We start from the raw sequence: 22,036 nt of genomic DNA, 5'->3' as shown, positions 1-22,036 counted from the left end.
ATAGACAACCCCGTCACCCGGAGAAGCCCGTCATGCCCGCGAGAATTGCCCGCACCACCTATGCCGACATGTATGGCCCGACCGTAGGCGACAAGGTGCGGCTCGCGGACACCGAACTCTTCATCGAGGTGGAAAAGGACTTCACCACCTATGGCGAGGAAGTGAAATTCGGCGGCGGCAAGGTCATCCGCGACGGCATGGGGCAGAGCCAGATCACCCGCAAGGGCGGCGCCGTCGATACCGTCATCACCAATGCGCTGATCGTCGACCACACCGGCATCTACAAGGCCGATGTCGGCCTGCGCGATGGCCGCATCCACGCCATCGGCAAGGCCGGCAATCCCGACACCCAGCCGGGCGTCGACATCATCATCGGTCCATCCACCGAGGCCATTGCCGGTGAAGGCAAGATCCTGACCGCCGGCGGCTTTGACGCGCATATCCACTTCATCGCGCCGCAGCAGATCGAGGAGGCGCTGATGAGCGGCGTCACCACCATGCTCGGTGGCGGCACCGGCCCGGCGCATGGCACGCTCGCCACCACCTGCACCGGTGCCTGGCATATCGGCCGGATGATCGAGAGCTTCGATGCCTTCCCGATGAACCTGGCGCTGGCCGGCAAGGGTAATGCCAGCCAGGCCGCCCCGCTCGAGGAAATGATCCTCGCGGGCGCCTCGGCGCTGAAGCTGCATGAGGACTGGGGCACGACGCCGGCGGCCATAGACAACTGCCTTGCGGTCGCCGACGACTACGACGTGCAGGTGATGATCCACACCGACACGCTCAACGAAAGCGGCTTTGTCGAGGACACCATCGCTGCCATCAACGGCCGCACCATCCACGCCTTCCACACCGAAGGCGCCGGCGGCGGCCACGCCCCCGACATCATCAGGATCGCCTCGCACCCCAACGTCATCCCGTCCTCGACCAACCCGACGCGGCCCTACACGGTGAACACCCTGGCCGAGCATCTCGACATGCTCATGGTCTGCCACCACCTCTCGCCCTCGATCGCCGAGGACGTCGCCTTCGCCGAGAGCCGCATCCGCAAGGAGACCATCGCTGCCGAGGACATCCTGCACGACATCGGCGCCTTCTCGATCATCTCGTCGGACAGCCAGGCCATGGGCCGCGTCGGCGAGGTGCTGATCCGCTGCTGGCAGACCGCCGACAAGATGAAGCGGCAACGCGGCCGCCTGCCCGAGGAAAAGGGCGAGAACGACAATTTCCGGGTGAAGCGCTACATCGCCAAGTACACCATCAATCCGGCCATCGCGCACGGCCTGAGCAAGCACATCGGCTCGGTCGAAGTGGGCAAGCGCGCCGACCTGGTGCTGTGGAACCCGGCCTTTTTCGGCGTCAAGCCGGAGATGATCCTGCTCGGCGGCTCGATCGCCGCGGCGCCGATGGGCGACCCGAACGCCTCGATCCCCACACCGCAGCCGATGCACTACCGGCCGATGTTCGCCGCCTTCGGCAAGCTGCGCACCAGTTCGTCGGTCACCTTTGTCTCGAAAGCCGCCTACGAGGATGGACTGCAGGCCAGGCTCGGCGTCGACAAGGGCATGCTGCCGGTCGAGAACACCCGCGGCGGCATCGGCAAGGCCTCGATGATCCACAACTCCGCGACGCCGCAGATCGACGTCGACCCGGAAACCTACGAGGTCCGCGCCGACGGCGAACTGCTGACCTGCGAGCCGGCGGACGTGCTGCCGATGGCGCAGCGATACTTCCTGTTCTGACGCCACATTGAAACATTCTGCCATCTGGCGTATATTATGTCGCATTGAACCGACATTGAAGGCGCCAGATGACCACATCGACACGACGCGCCAAGACCGGGCAACTCTCGGTGACCCGCCCGGTCGCCACCTCATGGCAGCGCCCGACGACAGCAGAGGCCGGGCGGCCTGACGCGCTGGCGGACCGTCTTGGCATCACCAAGCGCGATCTCGCGGAAACCGTCGGCCTGGCCGCAGCTACCCTGCAACGCAAGGACCGGGCAAATGCTCCGGCGACCGTCGCCCGGCTGAGCGAGATGAGCGAGATCATCGATCGCGTCACCCCCTGGGCCGGCGGCGAGCGTCAGGCGCTGGGCTGGTATCGCGGCCAACCTCTGGCGGCTTTTGGCGACCGCACCGCTGAAAGCCTGGTCAAATCGGGTGAAGCCGGACCGCTGCGGGACTACCTCGACCACCTGGCTCTGGGCGGTTTTGCGTGAAATATGCGGGCGCAGCCTATCGCGCCATTCATCCCCGCTGGTCTTTCAGCCCGCTCTCGGGTGACGGCGCTGCCATTCATGGCGGCCGCTTCAACCCGAAGGGCGTCCCTGCGCTCTACCTTGGCACCTCGGTGGAGGTGGCGTTTCTCGAAGCCACGCAAGGCTTTGCCTACAAGTTCAGCCCGTTGACCATGTGCAGCTTCGAGGTCGACTGCGACGACATCGTCGACCTGCGCACTGCGGCCGGCCGCAAAACGGCGGCAACTGACGAGGCGGAGATGGCCTGCGCCTGGTTCTCTGCCATCGCGGCAGGCCAGCGCCCCGCCTCATGGGCCATCTACGACCGCCTGAAAGCCGGCGCCGCGGGTATCCTCGTTCCCTCGTATGCGCCGGGGGTGTCGGCGGGGATGAGCAACCTTGTGCTCTGGGACTGGGCACCGACCGGACCGCATGCGGTTGCCGTGCACGACCCGGATGGCCGGCTGCCGCACGACGGACGGTCGTGGACGTGATCGCCACGCCGGGAGGACGCTGCTCAGCGCCCTGGCGGCTGGCGGCGTCGGAGGTCTCCGGTTATCCTGCCGACTCAAAAGCGCCGTTCACGGAGATCAGCCTGATGAGAGCCGCCGTCGCCTGCCTTGCCGTGCTGGCCATGGTTACCCCGGCCAGTGCCCAGACCAGCTTCATGCTCGGCCTCGAGATCTCAGGCGACGCCGAACGCCGGCTGGTCAAATATGATTGCGTCGACGCGGAGAGCTTCACCGTCGACTACATCAACGCCGCGCCGAACTATCTGGCGCTGGTACCGGCGGACGGCGCGACCTACCTCTTCGCCTCGGTGATCTCGGGATCGGGTGCACGCTACATGGCCGCCAATTATGTCTGGTGGACCAAGGGCGTCGACGCCAGCCTTTATGACGTGACGCTGGGCGAGGACGCCGCGCCGATCCTCAGCTGTTCCGAACACATCCAGACCCCGTAGCACCAGTGGACGGCAGCGTCAGCGAACTCTTCCCGCATGTGCGGATCGTCATGGGCATGGTGGTGGGCCTCGGCATCACCCGCCTGCTCACCGGTTATGCCGGGCTGATCCAGCACCCGGCGCGCGCCCGGCTGTCGCCGGTCCACCTGCTCTGGGGTTTCTCGATCCTTGTTGAACTGGTGCTGTTCTGGTGGTGGGAGTTCGAGCTCTACGGCGTCACCGACTGGTCGTTCGGACTTTTCGCCTTCCTCATCGGCTATGCCGTGACGCTCTATCTGCTCGCCGCCCTGATCTTTCCCGACCGCATCGACGACTACGAGGGCTACGAGGATTTCTTCCTCAAGCGCCGTCACTGGTTCTTCTCCATCCTCGGGCTGACCTTCGTCCTCGACATCGTTGATACGCTGATCAAGGGCGCACCCTATTTCGATACGCTCGGCGTCGGCTATCTGATCCAGGTGCCGATCGGCCTCGCACTGGCCGGAGTCGCCATCTGGTCGTCGAACCGGCGCGTCCATCTCGCTCTCGTGCTGCTCCACATCGCCTATCAGGCCTGGTGGATCGGCCAGCTCTTTCACGCGCACGTCTGAGCCGCTAAGGTGCTGCACAAGGTTGGGAAGCCTCGCAATTATGGTCTTTAGCGTATGGGTGAATTGTTTCGTGCCGTCGCTCACATCCCGCGCGGCACGGCCGGGCAGGTGTGGGACATCGCCGTACTGGCGCATGACGAACGCCGGGTCCGCCGCCGGGTGATTCCACTGGTGCATGGCGACGAGGTCGCCATCGACTTTCCGCAGACCACGACCTTGCAGCAGCACGATTGCCTGCAACTCGAGGACGGCCGCCTGGTCGAGATCATCGCCGGCGAGGAAAACCTCTACGAGGTACGTGGCCGTGACGCCGGGCATCTGATGGAACTGGCCTGGCACATCGGCAATCGCCACGCCAAGGCCCAGATCGAAAACGCATCCACCGCCCCCGATCGCATCCTCATCCTGCGCGATCACGTGCTGCGCGACATGCTGCTCGGCCTAGGCGCCAGCGTCAAAGAGATTTCCGAACCATTCTCCCCCATGGACGGCGCCTATGCGCACGACCACGGCCACGCCCTGCTCAATCGATGACCGAGCCGGCCGCCCTGCAGAAATTGCTGACCTGGCTGTCGCCGGCCTTTCCGGTGGGGGCCTTCGCCTGGTCGGCCGGACTTGAATCAGCGATTGTACAAAAGGCCGTAACCGACTCCGTCGCCTTGCAGAACTGGCTCGACGGCGCTCTCGCCCATGGCGGGTTGAAGACCGATGCCATCCTGCTGGCGCAGGCGTGGCGTGCGGTGCAGACGGTCACCCCCTCCCCATCCCTCCCCACAAGGGAGAGGGTGCCGGCCGGTGGACGGGTCAATGACGGTGCCGGTTGCTCGGTCAGCACCTCCCCCCTTGTGGGGGAGGTTGGGAGGGGGGAAGTCACCCTCACCGATCTCGCCGACCTCGCCATCGCCCTGACCGCCGCGACTGAGCGGTACGCCGAAATCACCATTACCGGCGACAGTTTCATACGCGCCGCCAGTGCGTGGCCGTCCGAGATTTATGCTCTCTTGCCCGATCCCTGCCCCTATCCGGTCGCCATCGGGGCCATTGCCCGGGCCCATGGCATCGACCTGGGCGACGCCCTGCTCGCTTATCTCACCGCCGCCATTCACGCGCAGATTTCGGTGGCCGTCAGGCTGGTACCGCTCGGACAGACCGAGGGGCTGCGCGTCATGGCCGCGCTTGAGCCGCGGGTTGCGGATCTGGCCGGCACTGCGGCAACGGCCAGCCTTGCCGATCTGGGCTCTATCGCCTACGCCACCGACATTGCCCAGATGCGGCACGAAACGCTCGAGCCGAGGATCTTTCGCTCATGACCACCGCCGCCGGCTCAATTGTCTTCTTCTGCCTGCTGATGGTCGCCATCGCCCATTTCATGTGGGCCATTGGCAGCCCGTGGCCGATCCGCGACCCGCAATTGCTGGCCAACACGGTGATCGGCAGCCCCGGCGTGACGCGTGTGCCCAAACTGGCATCGCTCATCGTTGCCATTCTGGTGCTCGGCGCCGCCTCCATCGGTGCCGCGCTGGGCGATGCCGACTCGGGCGGCTTGCCGCTGACTCTGGCGGGCGCTGCCCTCGCTGCGCTCTTCGCGGCGCGCGGCATTGTCGGCTACCTGCCGGCCTGGCAGGCGCGCCATCCGGTCGAGCCATTCGCTTCGCTCGACAAACGCTATTATTCGCCGCTTTGCCTCATCGTGGCAGTGTGCTTTCTTGTTCTGGTGGTGACGAGGTTCTGATGAAATCGCTCAATGGTCCCCTGCGTGTCGGCATCGGCGGTCCGGTCGGGTCGGGCAAGACGACGCTCTGCGAAGTGCTGCTCAAGGCCATGCGCGACCGCTACTCGATGGCCGTGGTCACCAATGACATCTACACCAAGGAAGATGCGCTAATCCTCAACCGAGTGCAGGCCATTTCCGAGGATCGCATCGTCGGCGTCGAGACCGGCGGCTGCCCGCATACCGCTATTCGCGAGGACGCCTCGCTCAACCTCGCGGCGATTGCCGATCTCAACCGCAAGTTTCCCGATCTCGACATCATCCTGATCGAGTCCGGCGGCGACAACCTGGCCGCAACTTTCTCGCCTGATCTGGCCGACATCTCGATCTATGTAATCTCGGTGGCGCAGGGCGAAAAGATCCCGCGCAAGGGCGGCCCGGCCATCACCCGCTCCGACCTGCTGGTCATTACCCACACCGATCTCGCGCCCTACGTGCATGCCAGCCTCGAGGTGATGGAAGCCGATACGCAGACGGTGCGGGAGGGACGCCCCTATGTTTTCACCGACCTGCTGCGCCGCGACCATCTCGACAAGATCATCGCCTTCATTGAAAAGATGGGCGGCCTCAGCCCGGCGATCGCCGCCGAATAAGGCGGGCGCCGTGCCCGTTCCGTACCAGACGATGGAGCGGTCGCTGCTCGACCCGCTGCCGCCCCCGAACTGGCCCGACGGCATCCGGCAGGTGCCGTTTGAAACGCACTACGCCCTCGCTGCCCACGCCCTGCTCGCCGAGGCCTATAGAGCGGGCGGCGGCACCGTGCCCGAGAGCTTTCTGCAGTGGTGGCACACCGTCAGTACCGACGCGGAATTCGACCCCGCGCTCTGTTTCGTCGCGGAAGCGACCGACGGCAGCATGGCCGGTTTCGCCCTCTGCTGGACCTCGGGATTTCTGAAAGATATCGCGGTGGCGCGTCCTTGCCGCAGGCGCGGCATCGGCGAAGCGCTGATCCTTGCGGCCTGCGCCGGCACTCGCGCGCGCGGCCACGAAAGTCTGCGCCTCAAGGTCGAGATCGGCAACCCCAGCGGCGCGCAACGACTGTACGCGCGGCTGGGGTTCAAACCGGTCTGAGGTCTGGCTCTAGTCTTTCGACTTCGCGCCGGCTCGCCGGACGGGGGCCCCTGCCCGCACCAGCGCCAGGACCGAACGGGCCGGCACATCGACCTTGCCGTCCTGGATCACTGGCGCAGTCTCATCGTCGGAGACGAGGCCGATCTCCCAGTCCCCTGCCGGCAGATGCGCCGGATAGGGCTCGATGTGGCGGTTGAACCAGATCAGGACTTCGTCAGCCGGTGTCTGCAACTGCATGCCCAGCACCGAAGCGCCCGCGTCATGCCAGTCGCCCTCGGTCATCTCCCGACCGTCCGGATGCAGCCAGGTGACATCTCTGGCGCCGTTCCTGGTTGCTCCCGTCAGGAAATGGTCATGCGTCAGGGCAGGATGAGCCTTGCGGAACTTGTTGGCCGCCGCGGTGAAATCCACCAGCTCGCCGTCGGCATTTTCCCAGTCCACCCAGGTGATCTCGTTGTCCTGGGCATAGGCGTTGTTGTTGCCTTGCTGCGTGCGACCCATCTCGTCGCCCTGCTGGATCAGCGGCGCGCCACGCGACAGCAGCAGCGTCGCCAGCAGCGCCCGCACGTCGCGCTTGCGGTGCGCGATGATCCGCGGGTCATCGGTCGGCCCCTCGACGCCGCAGTTCCACGATTCATTGTGGCTGTGGCCGTCGCGGTTATTCTCGCCGTTCGCCTCGTTGTGCTTGTCCACATACGAGACCAGGTCCATCAGCGTGAAACCGTCGTGGACGGCAATCATGTTGACGCCATGGCTCGGCTTGCGGCCGGCGAAGTTGAAAACTTCGGCCGAACCGGCAACCTTGCCCGCCAGCGCACCGATCTTGCCCGGCTCGCCGCGCCAGAACGACCGGATTTCATCGCGATAGGTGTCGTTGTGTTCCTGGAACTCCTTGCCGAAGCGCCCCAGCTGATAGCCGCCCGGACCGGGATCCCACGGCTCGGCGACAAGGATCGCCTTGGACAGCACCGGGTCGGCCTTGATCTTTTCCAGCATTACCGCGTCGGGGTTGAACCCCGGATCGCGGCCAAGAATGGTGGCCAGATCGAACCGGAAGCCGGAAACGCCCATTTCCTCGATCCAGTAACGCAGGCTCTCGATCACCAGGCGCTGCACGGCAGGATGGTCGCAGCGCAGCGTGTTGCCGGTGCCGGTATCGTTGACCAGATACTGCTTTCCGTCGGCTTCGACAAACCGGTAGTAGGTCTTGGCGTCGAGCCCCATCATCGAGAGCATCGGCCCCTGCGCATCACCCTCGCCGGTGTGGTTGTAGACCACGTCGAGGATCACCGAGATGCCGTTCTTGCGATAGAGATCGGTCATCACCCGCAGTTCCTGCGGGCCACGTGGCGCCAGCCGCGGGTCGATGGCGAAATAGTTGACCGGGTTGTAGCCCCAGGCATTGGTGAGGCCGAGCGCCGGCAGGTGACCTTCGTCGATCCACGCCGCGGTCGGCATCAGCTGCAGCGTGTCCACTCCGAGATACTTGAAATGATCGATGACGCGCTGCGTCGTCAGCGCCGCCACCGTGCCGCGCAGCGGTCCCTGCACCGACGGATGGCGCATGGTGAAGCCGCGCACGTTGAGTTCGTAGAACAGCCCCGGCGCCTTGCGGCGCGGCGTGGCGCGCTTGTTGGTCGCCCCCTGCACGATGCTCTTGGGCATCAGCGGCGCGGTATCCACGGCGTCCTCGCGCGGCAGCCGCAGCCGCGGCGAGCGCACATAGACCCGGTCGAGCCGCTTGGCATAGGGATCGGTCAGCAGCTTCTGCGGATCAAAGAACAGTCCCTGGTCGGGATCATAGGGGCCATCGGCGCGGAAACCGTAACGGGCCCCTGCCCCGATCCCCGCCACCAGGCCGTGATGGATGTGATCGGTATGGCCATCCAGTTCGAAGCGCGCGATTTCCGCGTCGAGCTCGTCGAAGATGGAGACCCAGATCGCCGAAGCGGTTTCCGAGTAGACGGCGAAGTTGACGCCATTGGGCGTAATGGTTGCGCCCAGGGCGTCCGGGCTGCCGGCATGCTGCACAAACTTTGGTGTCATCAGATCGGCATCAAGTAATAACGCTGGGCGCGTCACGGCCGGTTCTTTTGGCAATACCGGCGACTCGTCCAGCGACGTCGATGAGGGACGCGAGGGCGTCCTGGGTTTCGAGATCGTGCTGTCCATTGGGTGGCTCATATCTTTCGAGGTAGACCCGCAACGTAGCCCCTACTGTCCCGGTTCCGCTGAGGCGGAACACGATGCGGCTGCCATCCTTGAAACCGATGCGAACACCCTGGCGGGCACTGATGGAGCCATCTACCGGATCATTATAGGTGAAGTCGTCGGCATAGTCTGTCTCCATGCCTCCGATGTTGAACCGCTCCGGGAATGGCAGGTCTGCCCGCAACGCATCCATCAGCTCATTGGCGGCAGCAGTATCGACCTCGTCATAGTCATGGCGCGTATAATAGTTCCGGCCGTAAGTCTTCCAGTGGTCACGCACGATGTCGTCGACGCTCTGCTTCCGCGCCGCCAGGATATTGAGCCAGAGCAGGACGGCCCAGAGACCGTCTTTCTCGCGCACGTGATTCGATCCCGTGCCGGCGCTCTCCTCGCCGCAGATGGTGACGCGGCCGGCATCGAGCAGGTTGCCGAAGAATTTCCAGCCGGTCGGCGTCTCGTGCATCTCGATGCCGAGCTTTTCGGCTACGCGGTCGGCGGCCGCGCTGGTCGGCATCGACCGGGCGATGCCGGCAATGCCGTTCGCATAGCCCGGCGCCAGTGCGGCATTGGCCGCCAGCATGGCCAGCGAATCCGATGGCGTGACGAACCGGCCCTTGCCGATGATCAGGTTGCGGTCGCCGTCGCCGTCCGATGCCGCGCCGAAATCGGGAGCATCGTCGCTCATCATCAGGTCGTAGAGGTCCTTGGCATAGACCAGGTTGGGATCGGGGTGTCCGCCACCGAAATCCGGCGACGGCGTGCCATTGACCACCGTGCCCTTGGGTGCCCCAAGCATATCCTCGAGGATGCGGTGCGCATAAGGACCGGTGATGGCGTGCATCGCATCGAACCGCATGCGAAAGCCCGACGCGAACAGCGCCTTGAGCCGCGGGAAGTCGAACAGTGTCTGCATCAGGTCGGCATAGTCCGCGACCGGGTCGATGACCTCGACCACCATGCCCCCGGAGTGATGCGTGCCGATCTTGCTCAGGTCGACATCGGGTTCGTCGACGGTGAAATAGCGATCGATCACCTGGGAGCGCGCATAGACCGCATCGGTGATCTTTTCCGGCGCGGGGCCGCCATTGCCGACATTGTACTTGATGCCGAAATCGCCATCCGGACCGCCAGGATTGTGGCTGGCCGACAGGATCAGGCCGCCAAACGCATGGTGATGGCGGATGACATGGCTGGCAGCGGGCGTCGACAGCAGGCCGTTCTGCCCCACCAGCACCGCGCCGAACCCGTTGGCCGAGGCGATGCGGATCGCCTTCTGGATGACCACGTCATTGTAGTAGCGACCGTCGCCGCCGATCACCAGGGTCTTGCCGGCGAAGCCTTCGAGGCTGTCGAAGATCGACTGCACGAAGTTCTCGGCATAGTTCTCCTGGCTGAACACGGTGACCCGCTTGCGCAGCCCCGAGGTCCCCGGCTTCTGGTCGGCATAGGGCGTGGTTTCAATCGTCTGCTTGGTCATCGCTCTTCAGCCCCAAAAGATCGGAATAGAGATCGGCATATTTTTCGGCGCTCGCTTCCCACGAGACATCCGACTTCATGCCGCGCCGCTGCATCTTGCGCCACACACGGGGGCGGGCATAGAGCGCCATCGTCCGCTGGATCGCCTCGCTCAGGGCCTCTGCGGTGGCGGGCGCAAAGACAACGCCCGTTGCCACGCCCGCATCCACCGCAGCCTCGTTGGCATCGATCACCGTATCGGCCAGACCGCCGACGCGGCTGACCAGCGGCACGCAGCCATAGCGCAAGCCATAGAGCTGGGTCAGACCGCAGGGTTCAAAGCGTGACGGCACCATCATCACGTCCGCCCCGCCCTGCACCAGATGCGACAGTTCCTCGCTGTAGCCGACAATGACCCCGACCTTGCCGGGGTGCCGTGCCGCGGCGGCCGACAGCGCGGCCTCCAGCGCCGCATCGCCCGACCCCAGGACGATCAGCTTGCCGCCCTTTTCGACCAGCGCATCCACGCACTGGACCAGCATGTCCATGCCCTTCTGCCAAGTCAGGCGGCTCACTACCGAAAAGATCGGCCCCGGTGTGCCGTCGAGCCCGAAACGCTCGACCAGCGCGGCGCGATTACCGGCCCGCCGGTCGGTCGTGCTGGCGCCGAAGGTCTCGACCAGTGCCGCGTCGGTCTGCGGGTCCCAGGCATGTACGTCAATGCCGTTGAGAATGCCGTGCAGCACATCCGACCGGCTTCTGAGCAGGCCATCGAGTCCCATGCCGTAGTCGCCGGTGCAGATTTCGTGCGCATAGGTCGGGCTGACGGTGGTCAGCGCGTCGGCGACCTGCAGGCCGGCCTTCAGGTAGCTGATGCCGCCGAAGAACTCGATTGTCCCTTCGGCCGCGGCACGGTGATCGAGCCGCAACTGGCCGAACACATCCCAGCTGAAATTGCCCTGGAAGGCGAGGTTGTGGATGGTGAGGACCGTCTTGACCTTCGTCGGGGCGTTGAACGCCACATAGGCCGGCACCAGCGCCGCCTGCCAGTCATGCGCATGCAGGATCTGCGGCCGATAGCCGTCGACGAGGCCGCGCCCCAGTTCATAGGCGGCAAAGCTCAGCGCCGCGAAGCGTTTCCAGTTGTCGCTCCAGTCCTTGCCATTGGCATCGACATACGGATTCCCCGGCCGACCGAAGAGGTGCGGCGCGTCGAGGACAATCAGGTCCAGCCCGTCCACGCGCCCCGCCAGCAGGCGGGCGGCACCATCGAAGTAGTCCGGCAGGTCGGCCACCATGCGCGCATTCTCGAGCCGGTCCGCCACGCCGGGATAGCCGGGAATAAGCGTGCGCACCGATACCCCCACCGGCGCCAGCGCGCCCGGCAGTGCGCCGGTCACGTCGGCAAGGCCGCCGGTCTTGATCAGGGGGTAGATCTCGGATGCGACCGAGAGAACTTCGATCATTTGCTCGCCAGGTACTTGTCCAGCATGGGCTGAGTGACCAGCGTAACACCCTGCTCGGTTCGCCTGAACCAGGTCTTGTCGAACTCGGCATCCTCGCCGATCACCAGGCCCTCGGGAATGTTGAGGCCGCGGTCGAGGATGACTTTTTTCAGCCGCGCCCCGCGACCAATGGTGCAATAGGGCAGCACCACGCACTCGTTGAGCTCGGAATAGGAATGCACCCGGCTGCCGGTCGAGAGCAGCGTCTTGTTGAGCATGCCGCCCGAGACGATGCAGTCGCCCGAGACCAGCGAATTGACTGCGGAGCCGCGGCGGCCGTCAAAGTCGTGCACGAACTTGGCCGGCGGCGTGATCTCGGCAAAGGTCCAGATCGGCCAATCCCGGTCATAGAGATCGAGCTGCGGCTGCACGTCGCAAAGATCGATATTGGCATTCCAGTAGGCATCGATGGTGCCGACGTCGCGCCAGTAGGCGTTCTCCTCGTTGGCCGAACGCACGCACGAGCGCGGGAAGCGATGGGCCCAGGCCGAACCGTTCTTGACGATATAGGGGATGATGTCTTTGCCGAAATCGCGGTTCGAGCCGGGCGTCGCCGCATCGCGGCGCAGCTGTTCCATCAGGAAGCGCGTCTCGAACACGTAGATGCCCATCGACGCCAGCGCATAGTCCGGCTTGTCCGGAATGCCCGGCGGGTCTTTCGGCTTTTCGACGAAATCGACGATCCGGTCGCGGCCGTCCACATGCATGACGCCAAAGCCGGTGGCCTCCATGCGCGGCACCTCTAGGCAGCCGACAGTCACGTCGGCGCCGGTGTCTACATGCTGGCGCAGCATGATCTCGTAGTCCATCTTGTAGATGTGGTCGCCCGCCAGCAGCACGATGTAGCGCGGACCATAGTCCTCGATGATGTCCATGTTCTGGTACACGGCATCGGCGGTACCCTCGTACCACTGCGTCTCCGACACGCGCTGGCTGGCCGGCAGCACGTCGAAACTCTCGTTCCGTTCGGTGCGCAGGAAGTTCCAGCCGCGCTGCAGGTGGCGGATCAGGCTGTGCGCCTGATACTGGGTGGCCACCGAGATACGACGAATGCCCGAGTTCAGCGCGTTCGACAGCGCGAAGTCGATGATGCGCGACTTGCCGCCGAAATAGACCGCCGGCTTGGCGCGCCGGTCGGTCAGTTCGTGCAGGCGGGAGCCACGCCCCCCGGCCAGCACATATGCCATTGCCTCACGCGCTAGCGGTGATGGAGCTCTGTAGTCAGCCATAGTTCCCTCCTCTACTGCCCCGCTTCACGCAGAGTCATATTTCAACATGATAGTCGCCATTGGTGGCAGATAGAGGTCGGCATAGGGACCGAACTCCTCCACCTCACTGGGAACCGCGACGACCTTGCCCTGGTTCCCGCTGTTGGAGCCGCCGTACCAGCCGGCGTCCGTGTTGATCCGTTCCACCCAGTTGCCTGCCCTGGGCATCGGCACCCGGTAATTGTCGTGCGGCACCGGCGTCATGTTGCTGATCACCACGACCGGGTCCTCGCCCGGCGCCTGGCGCGACCAGGCAAATACCGAGTTCAGGTGATCGTTGCCGATCAGCCACTGGAAGCCCTCGGGCTCGCAGTCCCGGGCATAGAGCGCCGGTGTGGCGCGGTAGGCGGCATTGAGGTCGCCCACCAGCCGTCTCACGCCTTCATGCATGCTGGCATCGAGCAGCCACCAGTCGAGGCCCTTGCTGTCGTTCCATTCCTCGCGCTGCGCGAACTCCTGGCCCATGAACAGCAGCTTCTTGCCCGGCCACGCCCACATATAGGCGTAGTAGGCCCGCAGCGCCGCGAACTGCTGCCAGTCGTCGCCGCTCATCTTTTCGATCAGCGAGCCCTTGCCGTGCACCACTTCGTCGTGGCTGAGCGGCAGGATGTAGTTTTCCGAATAGGCGTAAAGCGCCGCAAAGGTCAGGTCGTGATGGTGATAGCGCCGGTGCACCGGATTGCGCGTCATGTAGCGCAGGCTATCGTTCATGAACCCCATGTTCCACTTGAAGCCGAAGCCCAGGCCGCCGGCATCGACCGGCGCCGAAACCCCCGACCAGGCCGTGGATTCCTCGGCGATCATCAAGACACCCGGGAACAGCCGATAGGCCTCGGTGTTGACGCGCTTGATGAACTCGACCGCTTCCAGGTTGTGGTTGCCGCCGAACTGGTTGGGCACCCACTCGCCTTCCTTGCGCGAATAGTCGAGGTACAGCATCGACGCCACGGCATCGACACGCAGCCCGTCGAGATGGAATCTCTCCAGCCAGTAGAGCGCATTGTTGACGAGGAAGCTCACCACTTCCTTGCGCCCGAAATTGTAGATCGCAGTGTTCCAGTCCGGGTGGTAGCCCTGCCGCGGATCCATGTGCTCGTAGAGAGCCGTGCCATCGAAATGCGCCAGCCCGTGCTCGTCCGTCGGAAAATGCGCCGGCACCCAGTCGAGGATGACACCGAGGCCGGCGGCGTGCGCCGCATCGACGAAGCGCGCAAATCCGGCCGGATCGCCGAACCGGGCGGTCGGTGAATAGAGCCCCACCGGCTGGTAGCCCCAGCTCGGGTCATAGGGATGCTCGGTGATCGGCAGCAGCTCGAGATGGGTGAAACCCATATCCGTTGCATAGGGGATCAACTGCTCGGCCAGCTGCTCATAGCTCATGAACGTGCCGTCCGGCCGCTTGCGCCAGCTGCCCAGATGCACCTCGTAGATCGACACCGGCTCGCGCCGCCAGTTCTTGCCGGCGCGCTTGCTGAGATAATCGGCATCGCTCCATTCGAACGGCGTCGGGTCGGCTACGACCGAGGCATTCTTGGGCCGCAACTCGCTCTGCTGGGCATAGGGATCGGCCTTCAGCGGCAGCAGCTTGCCGTCGGGACCCACCAGTTCGTACTTGTAGATTTCGCCCGGACCGACCTTGGGAATGAACACTTCCCAGATGCCGATATTGAGCCGGCGGCGCATCGGATGGCGGCGCCCGTCCCATTCGTTGAATGCACCGACCACGCTGACGCGCTGCGCATTCGGCGCCCAGACGGCAAAATGCGTCCCGGCCACGCCCTCGAACTCGATGGCGTGGGCACCCAGCTTGTCGAACAGCCGCAGATGGCTGCCTTCGCCGATGTAGTAGTCATCGAGCGGCCCGAGCACCGGACCGAAGCTGTAGGGATCGGCAACGTCCCAGCTGCCGCCCTCATTGCTGGCGCGATAGGTCATGGGCTGAAGGTGGTCGATCGCAACCTTGCCTTCGAAGAACCCGGCATCGTGGCGGCGCTCCAGTTCCCCCACGGCCGCCCCGCTCGAGTCGAGTGCCGTTACGCTGGTGGCGTGCGGGATGAACGCACGGGCAACCCAGATGTCTCCAATCTGCTGAATTCCAAGGACCGAGAACGGATCGGAGTGCTTTGCGCCCACGATCTTCTCGATCTCCTCAATCCCCGCCTGCCAATTCACTATTACGCCCTTACCCGCCATTACTGGCTGTCTACTGGAACCTTCCAGATATCCTCGGCATATTGCCGGATCGTCCGATCAGAGGAGAACCAGCCAACATGCGCTGTGTTCCGGATCGCCATCGAGTACCACTTCGTCGGGGTCCTCCAGGCTTCGTCGACCCGCTTCTGCGCGGCGGCATACGCGTCGAAATCGCGTGCCACCATGAACCAGTCATTGTCGTACAGTCCACCGATCAGGTCGCGATAGCGGTTCGGATCGTCGGGTGAAAACACCCCCGACGCGATCAGTTCCAGCGCATCCTTGAGCGCCGGCGACGCCTCGATCACCGGACCCGGCTGCTCGCCGAGCGACCGCTTGCGGGCGACACCGTCGGCCTCGAGGCCGAAGATGATCATGTTGTCTTCGCCGACGGCCTCGACCATCTCGACATTGGCGCCGTCGAGGGTGCCGATGGTCAGCGCGCCATTGGCCATGAACTTCATGTTGCCGGTGCCGGATGCTTCCATGCCTGCCGTCGAGATCTGCTCCGAGAGGTCGGCCGCCGGAATGATCGTCTCGGCCAGACTGACATTGTAGTTGGGCAGGAAGACCACCTTGAGCAGGCCACGCACCGCAGGATCGTTGTTGATCACCTTGGCGACGTCATTGATCAGTTTGATGATGAGCTTGGCGTTCCAGTAGCCCGGAGCCGCCTTGCCCGCAAATATCTTAACGCGCGGAACCCAATCGCGTTCCGGGTGGGCCCGCAGTTCCGAATATTGCGCCACGGCCTGGATGACGTTGAGCAGTTGCCGCTTGTATTCGTGAATGCGCTTGACCTGCACGTCGAACATCGCGTCAGGCGACACCGTGACGTTGAGGCGATCCTTGATCACCTGCGCCAGCGCCACCTTGTTGGCGCGCTTGACCGCCGCGAACTGCTTCTGGAAGCTGGGGTCGTCGGCGTGCTTTTCGAGCTTTACCAGCAGCTCGAGCTTGTCCATGAACTCCGGGCCGATGCGTTCCGCCACCAGCTTGGTCAGCGCCGGATTGCACTGCATCAGCCAGCGCCGCGGCGTGACGCCATTGGTCTTGTTGTTGATGCGGTCCGGGTAAAGCGTGTTGAGATCGGCGAACACCGTCTCTTTCATCAGTTCGGTATGCAGTGCCGACACGCCATTGATCGAATGCGAGCCGACAAAGGCCAGTTGGCCCATGCGCACGCGACGCGAGCCGTGCTCGTCGATCAGCGACACATTGGCGATCTGCGCATCGGTAAAGCCGGCCTGGTCGCGGGCCACGGCCAGCACTTCGGCATTGATCGCGTAAATGATCTGCATGTGACGCGGCAGCAGGCGCTCCAGCAGGCCCACCGGCCAGCTTTCGAGCGCCTCGGGCAGCAGCGTATGGTTGGTATAGCCGAACGTTCCCTGGGTGAGCTTCCAGGCCTGCGCCCAGCGCAGCCCGTGCAGATCCATGAGAATGCGCATCATCTCTGCGATCGAAATGGCCGGATGCGTGTCGTTGAGCTGGATCGCCACCTTGTCGGGCAATGACCCGAGGTCGCCATATTGCTGCAGATGGCGCCGCACGATGTCCTGCAGCGATGCCGACGAGAAGAAGAACTCCTGCCGCAGCCGCAGCTCCTGCCCCGCCGGAGTTGAATCCGCGGGATAGAGGATCTTGGACAGCGCCTCGGCCCGCGAGCTTTCCGCCAGCGCGCCGATATGGTCGCCGGAGTTGAACTTGTCGAGCAGGATGGGATCGATCGACTGCGCGCTCCACAGGCGCAGGGTGTTCACCCGCGCCGCGCGCCACCCCACGATCGGCGTGTCGAACGCCACGGCCAGCAGGTGTTCGCCCGGGCGCCATTCGTGCCGGACCAGCCCGTCGGGCTCGGTGATCGGCTCGACATGGCCGCCAAAGCCGATCTCGTAGCTCGACTCGCGCCGCTCGAACTCCCACGGATTGCCGTGCATGAGCCAGTCTTCCGGCAGTTCGACCTGCCAGCCCTCGCTCATTTCCTGCCGGAACATGCCGTTGGCATAACGGATGCCGTAGCCATAGGCGGGGATCTTCAGCGACGACATGGACTCGAGAAAGCACGCCGCCAGCCGGCCGAGGCCGCCATTGCCCAGTGCCGCATCGGGCTCCAGGTTGATCAGGTCACCGAGGTCGACCTTGAGATTCTTGAGGGCCTGCCGCACCGGCTCCATGACCCCGATATTGCTCATCGCATCGCGCATCAGGCGGCCGATGAGGAACTCGAGGCTCAGATAGTAGACGCGCTTGCGCGACGTCTGCCAGGTCTCCCGGCTCGACTCCATCCACTGGTCGATGATGCGATCCCGCACCGCCAGAATCGTTGCCTTCAGCCAGTCGTGTGGCCGGGCGACGATGGGGTCCTTGCCGACCGAATAGGTCAGCCGTTCGAGGATTTCCGACTGTAGCGCCTCAGCAGTAAGCGCGCGCGGCTCCGGCTTTGGGGCATCGTAAACGATTGGCTTTTGCGGCATATCGCAATCCAGGTTTCATGACGATGTATTCCCCTCTAGGGCTGCACAATTGCACTTAAAACGTGCAGTGGGAAGGCCCACCGGTCGACGCAGGACGAAATGCTGTCAGCGCTGCGCCGATGCTGCCGGGCCTGATACGGCGTCGGGGTCGGCGGCGCGGCGCCCCACTTCCCGGGCCTGTTCCTCGGCGTTCTTGAGCAGCAGATCGCCGCCGCCCGAAAGCCCCTGCAGCAGTTGCGCCTCGAAGCGAGCCTGGTCGCGCCGGCGCACCCCCTCGATGACCTCGGCCGCCTGTTCGTCCGTGGCCCCCAGCAGCTTGATCGACTCGGAACCGACCACCAGCGCCGATTCGAACAATTCGCGGATCTGGAAGTCGACACCCAGCTTGACCAGTTCCATCGCATGCACGCGGTCGAAGGCACGCGCCAGCACCTTGACCAGCGGGAACTCCGACTGCAGCAGGGCAGCGATGCGCGTCGCGTCCTCCTTCTTGTCGACGGCGATCACCACGGCGTCGGCATGCTCGACCCCTGCCGCCCGCAGGATGTCGAGCCGGGTGCCGTCGCCGTAATAGACCTTCATGCCGAACTGCCCGGCGACGCGGATCATCTCCGTGTCATTGTCGAGGATCGACACCTTGTGCTGCATCGCCAGCAGCGGCTGGGTAGCGATCTGCCCGAACCGGCCAAAGCCGATCACCAGCACGTTGCCGGTCAGTCCGTTCGGCTCCTCCACACCGTCCATCGACTGCTCCGCCTGCGGCTGCACCCAGCGCAGGGCGATGATCGAAAACGGCGTCACCACCATGGAAATGATCACCGTCGCGGTGAAGATGGCGTTGATCTCGTTGCTGAAGATCCCTGCTCCGGCGGCGGTCGTGTAGAGCACGAAGGCGAATTCGCCGCCCTGCGCCATCAGCACCGCGCGCTCCACCGCCATGGCGTGCGGCGCCCTGAGCGCCCGGGCCACGCCGTAGATCGCGGCACCCTTGAGCAGCATGTAGGCGACCACACTGATGGCAATGATCTGCCAGTTCTGCGCCACGACGCCCAGATCGAGCGACATGCCCACGGCGAGGAAGAAGAGGCCGAGCAGGATGCCGCGGAACGGTTCGACATCGGCCTCCAGCTGATGCCGGAAAGTCGAGGTCGAGAGCAGCACGCCGGCGAGAAACGCCCCCATCGCCATCGACAGCCCGCCCAGTTGCATGATCAGCGCGGCGCCGAGCACCACCAGCAGCGCCGCCGCGGTCATCACCTCGCGCGCCTTGGCCTCGGCGAGCAGGCGGAATACCGGATTGAGCACCCAGCGGCCGGCAAACACCACCGCCACCACCGATCCGGCGGCCAGCCCGATGCTGATCCAGCGCGACAGCGTGTCCGGGCCGTCGCCTGTAGCCGGCGCCAGCAAGGCCACCACGGCCAGCAGCGGCACGATGGCGAGATCCTCGAGCAGCAGGATCGAGACCATCTTCTGGCCCTGCGGCGACGTCAGCTCGCCGCGTTCGGTCAGGATCTGCATGACGATGGCAGTTGAGGTGAGCACGAAGCCCATGCCGGCGACAAAGGCCACGACCGGGCTGAAGCCCAGCAGCACGCCGGTGCCGGTGAGCAGCACGCCGCAAGCCACCACCTGGATGATGCCCAGGCCAAAGATCTGCTTGCGCAGCCCCCAGAGCTTGCTCGGTTCCATCTCCAGTCCGACGATGAACAGGAACATGACGACGCCGAGTTCGGCCGCATGCAGGATCGCCTGCGCGTCCTCGACCAGGCGGAAGCCGAACGGCCCGATGGCCAGGCCGGCGATCAGATAGCCCAGCACCGAGCCCAGGCCGAGCCGCTTGAACAGCGGCACGGCAATGACCGCGGCGGCCAGCAGAGCCACAACCTGGGTGAGATCGACGCCGCTATGAGCCGCTTCGACCGCATGTGTGACCGCTTCGCCCGCCATCCGTCGCCCCCGCTGCAGAGTAGAACCTGACATGCGGCGATGCCGGCACCGGCGTCAAGACTGCCCGGATGGTCAGCGTGCGCCCGATTGGGCCTTGGCGCGGGCGTTCTCCGCCCGCTGGTCGTCGAGGTCGTCGCTTGCCATCCGGTCGACCTCCAGCCGCTGCGCCGCCCCGCCGGTTCCCTGTCGGATGGGCAGGATGTGCGTGGCGATGGAATAGAGGATGAGAAGCGATGGCACGGCGATCAGCCCGCCCACCGGTCCCCAGGCCCAGAGCCAGTAGGTGAGACTGAGAAAGATCAGGAACGGGTTGACCGTCATCGTCCGCCCCAGGAGGTTCGGGGTGACGAAATTGCCCTCGGCGAAATTGACCAGCCAGTAGAGCCCGACCGGCAGCAGCGCGCCGGCCAGTTCGGCCTGCGTCGCCAGTCCGACGAGGAACAGGATCGCTGCCATCAAGCCCTGCCCGACAAACGGCACATAGTTCAGGAATGCTGCCAGCGCGCCCCAGAGGATGGGCGACGGCATGCCGATCGCTGCCATCAGCAGCGACACCACGATCCCCACCCCGACATTCACCATGCTGATGGTCAGCAGGTACTTCGAGACCTTGTGCTCGACGTCGCGAAACACATGCGCCGTCCGCCAGCGCATGCGGCGGGTCACGCAGAGCGACAGCGTGGCGATGCGGATGTTCTTGCGGGTGGCGAGGAAGAAATAGAGGCTGGCGAGAAAGATCAGCCCCTGCGCCAGGATTGCCGGGGCCAGCATGGCGACGTCGGTCACGGTGGAGCCGTCCTCGACGCTGACCTCGACGCCACCGCCGCCGCCAAAAACCCCTTTGACCTGCTCCTGGAAGGCGCCGAGGCTTTCCAGCGGTTCTTTCCAGTTGGCCAGTTCGCTTTGCAGCTTGGCCCAGATCAGCGGGCCGCGACGCACCCATTCGCCCAGCGGTCCCGAAAACAGGAAGCCACAACCGACCACCAGCAGGAGCAGCATGACCACCACGATGGCGGCCGAAATCCCCTCGGGGATACCGCGTTCCTCCAGCATGTCCGCCACCGGGCCGAACATCAGGCCGATGGTGATGGCGAGAAATACCGGTGCGAGGAAGAACTGCCCGGCCTGCAGCGCCACCATGAAGGTGATGGCGCCGATCATCACGATCGACAGCTTGGAGGCGTTGCCCAGCACCCGCTCGAACTGCGTGTTGCGGAGTTCCTTGCTGAGTCCCTTTGTCGGGCCGGATCGTAGCGGTTTGCGCAATGTTGTTCTCCGCCGCCACAACCCGCGACCGGAAGCGAAGTTCCATCGATGTGGTGACGCCGCTCATCGGGCCCACTATGGTGCCGCCGACTCTCGCCCCGTTTGCCCTGGACCCAGCTCTATGACGCGCAAGATCATTATCGATACCGACCCCGGTCAGGACGACGCGGTCGCCATTCTCCTTGCCCTGGCGTCCCCCGACGATTTCGACATTCTCGGCCTCGTGGCCGTCGCCGGCAACGTCACGCTGGCGCAGAATGCCCGCAACGCCCTCAAGATTGTCGAACTCTCCGGCCGTACCGGCATACCGGTCTATGCCGGCTGCGAGCGGCCGCTCCGCCGCACTTTGGTGACGGCCGAGCATGTGCACGGCGAGACCGGCCTCGACGGCCCCGACCTGCCGCTGCCCGGGATCGAGCTCGAAACCACCCATGGCGTCGATTTCATCATCGATGCGCTACGCACCCACGCGTCCGGCAGCATCACCCTCTGCACCCTGGGCCCGCTGACCAACATCGCCATGGCGCTGATCAAGGCACCCGACATTGCGCCCCGCGTCCACGAAATCGTCATGATGGGCGGCGCTTATTTCGAGGTCGGCAACATCACCCCGGCCGCCGAATTCAACATCTATGTCGACCCCGACGCCGCCGACGTGGTGCTGCGCGCCGGTATCCCGGTGGTCATGGCGCCGCTCGACCTCACCCACCAGATCCGCTCCACCAGGGCGCGGCTCGACCGCATCAAGGCCATCGGCAACCGCTGTGGCCAGGCGGTCTACGAGATGCTGAGCTTTTCCGAGCGCTTCGATCTCTACAAATACGGCATGGATGGTGCCCCGCTGCACGACCCCTGCGTCATCGCCTACCTGCTGCAGCCCGACCTGTTCCAGGGCCGCCACGTCAATGTCGCCATCGAAACCGCCAGCGAACTGACCATCGGCATGACCGTCGCCGACTACTGGCACGTCACCGACCGGCCCAAGAACGTGCATTTCCTGCGCAGCGGCAATGCCGATGGCTTCTACGAGCTGCTGACCGACCGCCTCGCCCGCCTGCCCTGATATCGAGTCATAG

19 protein-coding genes are annotated in these 22,036 nt (G+C 64.7%); 11 read left to right on the top strand and 8 right to left on the bottom strand.

Going from position 1 to position 22,036, the window contains the following annotated elements:
* The first annotated feature begins 32 nt into the window (after positions 1–32).
* The 10 genes from ureC (at position 33) to AC0L4C_RS12020 (ending at position 6,635) form a co-directional block, all read left to right on the top strand.
* On the top strand, positions 33–1,742 hold the full coding sequence (ureC, locus tag AC0L4C_RS12065; protein ID WP_473399841.1) for an urease subunit alpha: 1,710 nt from the start codon (positions 33–35) through the stop codon (positions 1,740–1,742).
* 68 nt (positions 1,743–1,810) lie between these two features.
* Entirely contained in the window at positions 1,811–2,221 is a 411-nt protein-coding gene (locus AC0L4C_RS12060; protein ID WP_473399840.1) for an XRE family transcriptional regulator, read from the top strand.
* Positions 2,218–2,733 carry an RES family NAD+ phosphorylase gene (locus tag AC0L4C_RS12055; protein WP_473399839.1) on the top strand — a complete coding sequence of 172 codons (516 nt, stop codon included), beginning with the start codon at positions 2,218–2,220 and terminating at the stop codon, positions 2,731–2,733. Before AC0L4C_RS12060 ends, AC0L4C_RS12055 begins: the two co-directional genes overlap by 4 nt.
* A gap of 104 nt (positions 2,734–2,837) precedes the next feature.
* Positions 2,838–3,203, top strand: a complete 366-nt coding sequence (locus AC0L4C_RS12050; RefSeq protein WP_473399837.1) for an MliC family protein — start codon at positions 2,838–2,840, stop codon at positions 3,201–3,203.
* 5 nt (positions 3,204–3,208) lie between these two features.
* Positions 3,209–3,793 carry a hypothetical protein gene (locus AC0L4C_RS12045; RefSeq protein ID WP_473399835.1) on the top strand — a complete coding sequence of 195 codons (585 nt, stop codon included), beginning with the start codon at positions 3,209–3,211 and terminating at the stop codon, positions 3,791–3,793.
* A gap of 54 nt (positions 3,794–3,847) precedes the next feature.
* The gene (locus AC0L4C_RS12040) at positions 3,848–4,327 is read left to right on the top strand and encodes an urease accessory protein UreE (RefSeq protein WP_473399834.1); all 480 of its coding nucleotides are present in this window, start codon (positions 3,848–3,850) and stop codon (positions 4,325–4,327) included.
* Positions 4,324–5,103, top strand: a complete 780-nt coding sequence (locus AC0L4C_RS12035) for an urease accessory protein UreF (protein WP_473399833.1) — start codon at positions 4,324–4,326, stop codon at positions 5,101–5,103. The genes AC0L4C_RS12040 and AC0L4C_RS12035 overlap by 4 nt, the downstream gene beginning before the upstream one ends.
* Positions 5,100–5,525, top strand: coding sequence for a DUF3995 domain-containing protein (locus AC0L4C_RS12030; protein WP_473399832.1), 426 nt, complete (start codon positions 5,100–5,102; stop codon positions 5,523–5,525). Before AC0L4C_RS12035 ends, AC0L4C_RS12030 begins: the two co-directional genes overlap by 4 nt.
* Entirely contained in the window at positions 5,525–6,157 is a 633-nt protein-coding gene (gene ureG / locus AC0L4C_RS12025) for an urease accessory protein UreG (RefSeq protein WP_473399831.1), read from the top strand. Before AC0L4C_RS12030 ends, ureG begins: the two co-directional genes overlap by 1 nt.
* A gap of 10 nt (positions 6,158–6,167) precedes the next feature.
* Positions 6,168–6,635, top strand: coding sequence for a GNAT family N-acetyltransferase (locus AC0L4C_RS12020; RefSeq protein WP_473399830.1), 468 nt, complete (start codon positions 6,168–6,170; stop codon positions 6,633–6,635).
* Between the two features lie 9 nt (positions 6,636–6,644).
* On the opposite strand, the gene glgX is transcribed toward AC0L4C_RS12020, so the two are convergent.
* From glgX to AC0L4C_RS11980, 8 genes are all read right to left on the bottom strand, one after another.
* A complete protein-coding gene (gene glgX / locus AC0L4C_RS12015) occupies positions 6,645–8,681 on the bottom strand; it encodes a glycogen debranching protein GlgX (protein ID WP_473399829.1) in 2,037 nt (678 codons plus the stop codon).
* 10 nt (positions 8,682–8,691) lie between these two features.
* Positions 8,692–10,323 (bottom strand): alpha-D-glucose phosphate-specific phosphoglucomutase, encoded by a 1,632-nt coding sequence (locus tag AC0L4C_RS12010; protein ID WP_473399828.1) that lies wholly within the window; start codon positions 10,321–10,323, stop codon positions 8,692–8,694.
* Positions 10,304–11,764 carry a glycogen synthase GlgA gene (gene glgA, locus AC0L4C_RS12005; protein WP_473403513.1) on the bottom strand — a complete coding sequence of 487 codons (1,461 nt, stop codon included), beginning with the start codon at positions 11,762–11,764 and terminating at the stop codon, positions 10,304–10,306. Before glgA ends, AC0L4C_RS12010 begins: the two co-directional genes overlap by 20 nt.
* Positions 11,764–13,035, bottom strand: a complete 1,272-nt coding sequence (gene glgC / locus AC0L4C_RS12000) for a glucose-1-phosphate adenylyltransferase (protein ID WP_473399827.1) — start codon at positions 13,033–13,035, stop codon at positions 11,764–11,766. Before glgC ends, glgA begins: the two co-directional genes overlap by 1 nt.
* A gap of 24 nt (positions 13,036–13,059) precedes the next feature.
* Positions 13,060–15,267, bottom strand: coding sequence for a 1,4-alpha-glucan branching protein GlgB (glgB, locus tag AC0L4C_RS11995; RefSeq protein ID WP_473399826.1), 2,208 nt, complete (start codon positions 15,265–15,267; stop codon positions 13,060–13,062).
* Positions 15,267–17,744 carry a glycogen/starch/alpha-glucan phosphorylase gene (locus tag AC0L4C_RS11990; protein WP_473399825.1) on the bottom strand — a complete coding sequence of 826 codons (2,478 nt, stop codon included), beginning with the start codon at positions 17,742–17,744 and terminating at the stop codon, positions 15,267–15,269. Before AC0L4C_RS11990 ends, glgB begins: the two co-directional genes overlap by 1 nt.
* A gap of 105 nt (positions 17,745–17,849) precedes the next feature.
* Positions 17,850–19,694, bottom strand: coding sequence for a monovalent cation:proton antiporter-2 (CPA2) family protein (locus tag AC0L4C_RS11985; protein WP_473399824.1), 1,845 nt, complete (start codon positions 19,692–19,694; stop codon positions 17,850–17,852).
* 72 nt (positions 19,695–19,766) lie between these two features.
* Positions 19,767–20,960 (bottom strand): AI-2E family transporter, encoded by a 1,194-nt coding sequence (locus tag AC0L4C_RS11980; RefSeq protein WP_473399822.1) that lies wholly within the window; start codon positions 20,958–20,960, stop codon positions 19,767–19,769.
* A gap of 121 nt (positions 20,961–21,081) precedes the next feature.
* On the opposite strand from AC0L4C_RS11980, the gene AC0L4C_RS11975 reads away from it, so the two are divergent.
* Positions 21,082–22,023, top strand: a complete 942-nt coding sequence (locus AC0L4C_RS11975) for a nucleoside hydrolase (protein ID WP_473399821.1) — start codon at positions 21,082–21,084, stop codon at positions 22,021–22,023.
* Positions 22,024–22,036: the final 13 nt, after the last annotated feature.

The organism is Devosia sp. J20-27 (assembly GCF_055808595.1).
The sequence above is the reverse complement of the archived record's forward strand: the minus strand, read 5'-3'. Positions and strand labels throughout refer to the sequence as shown.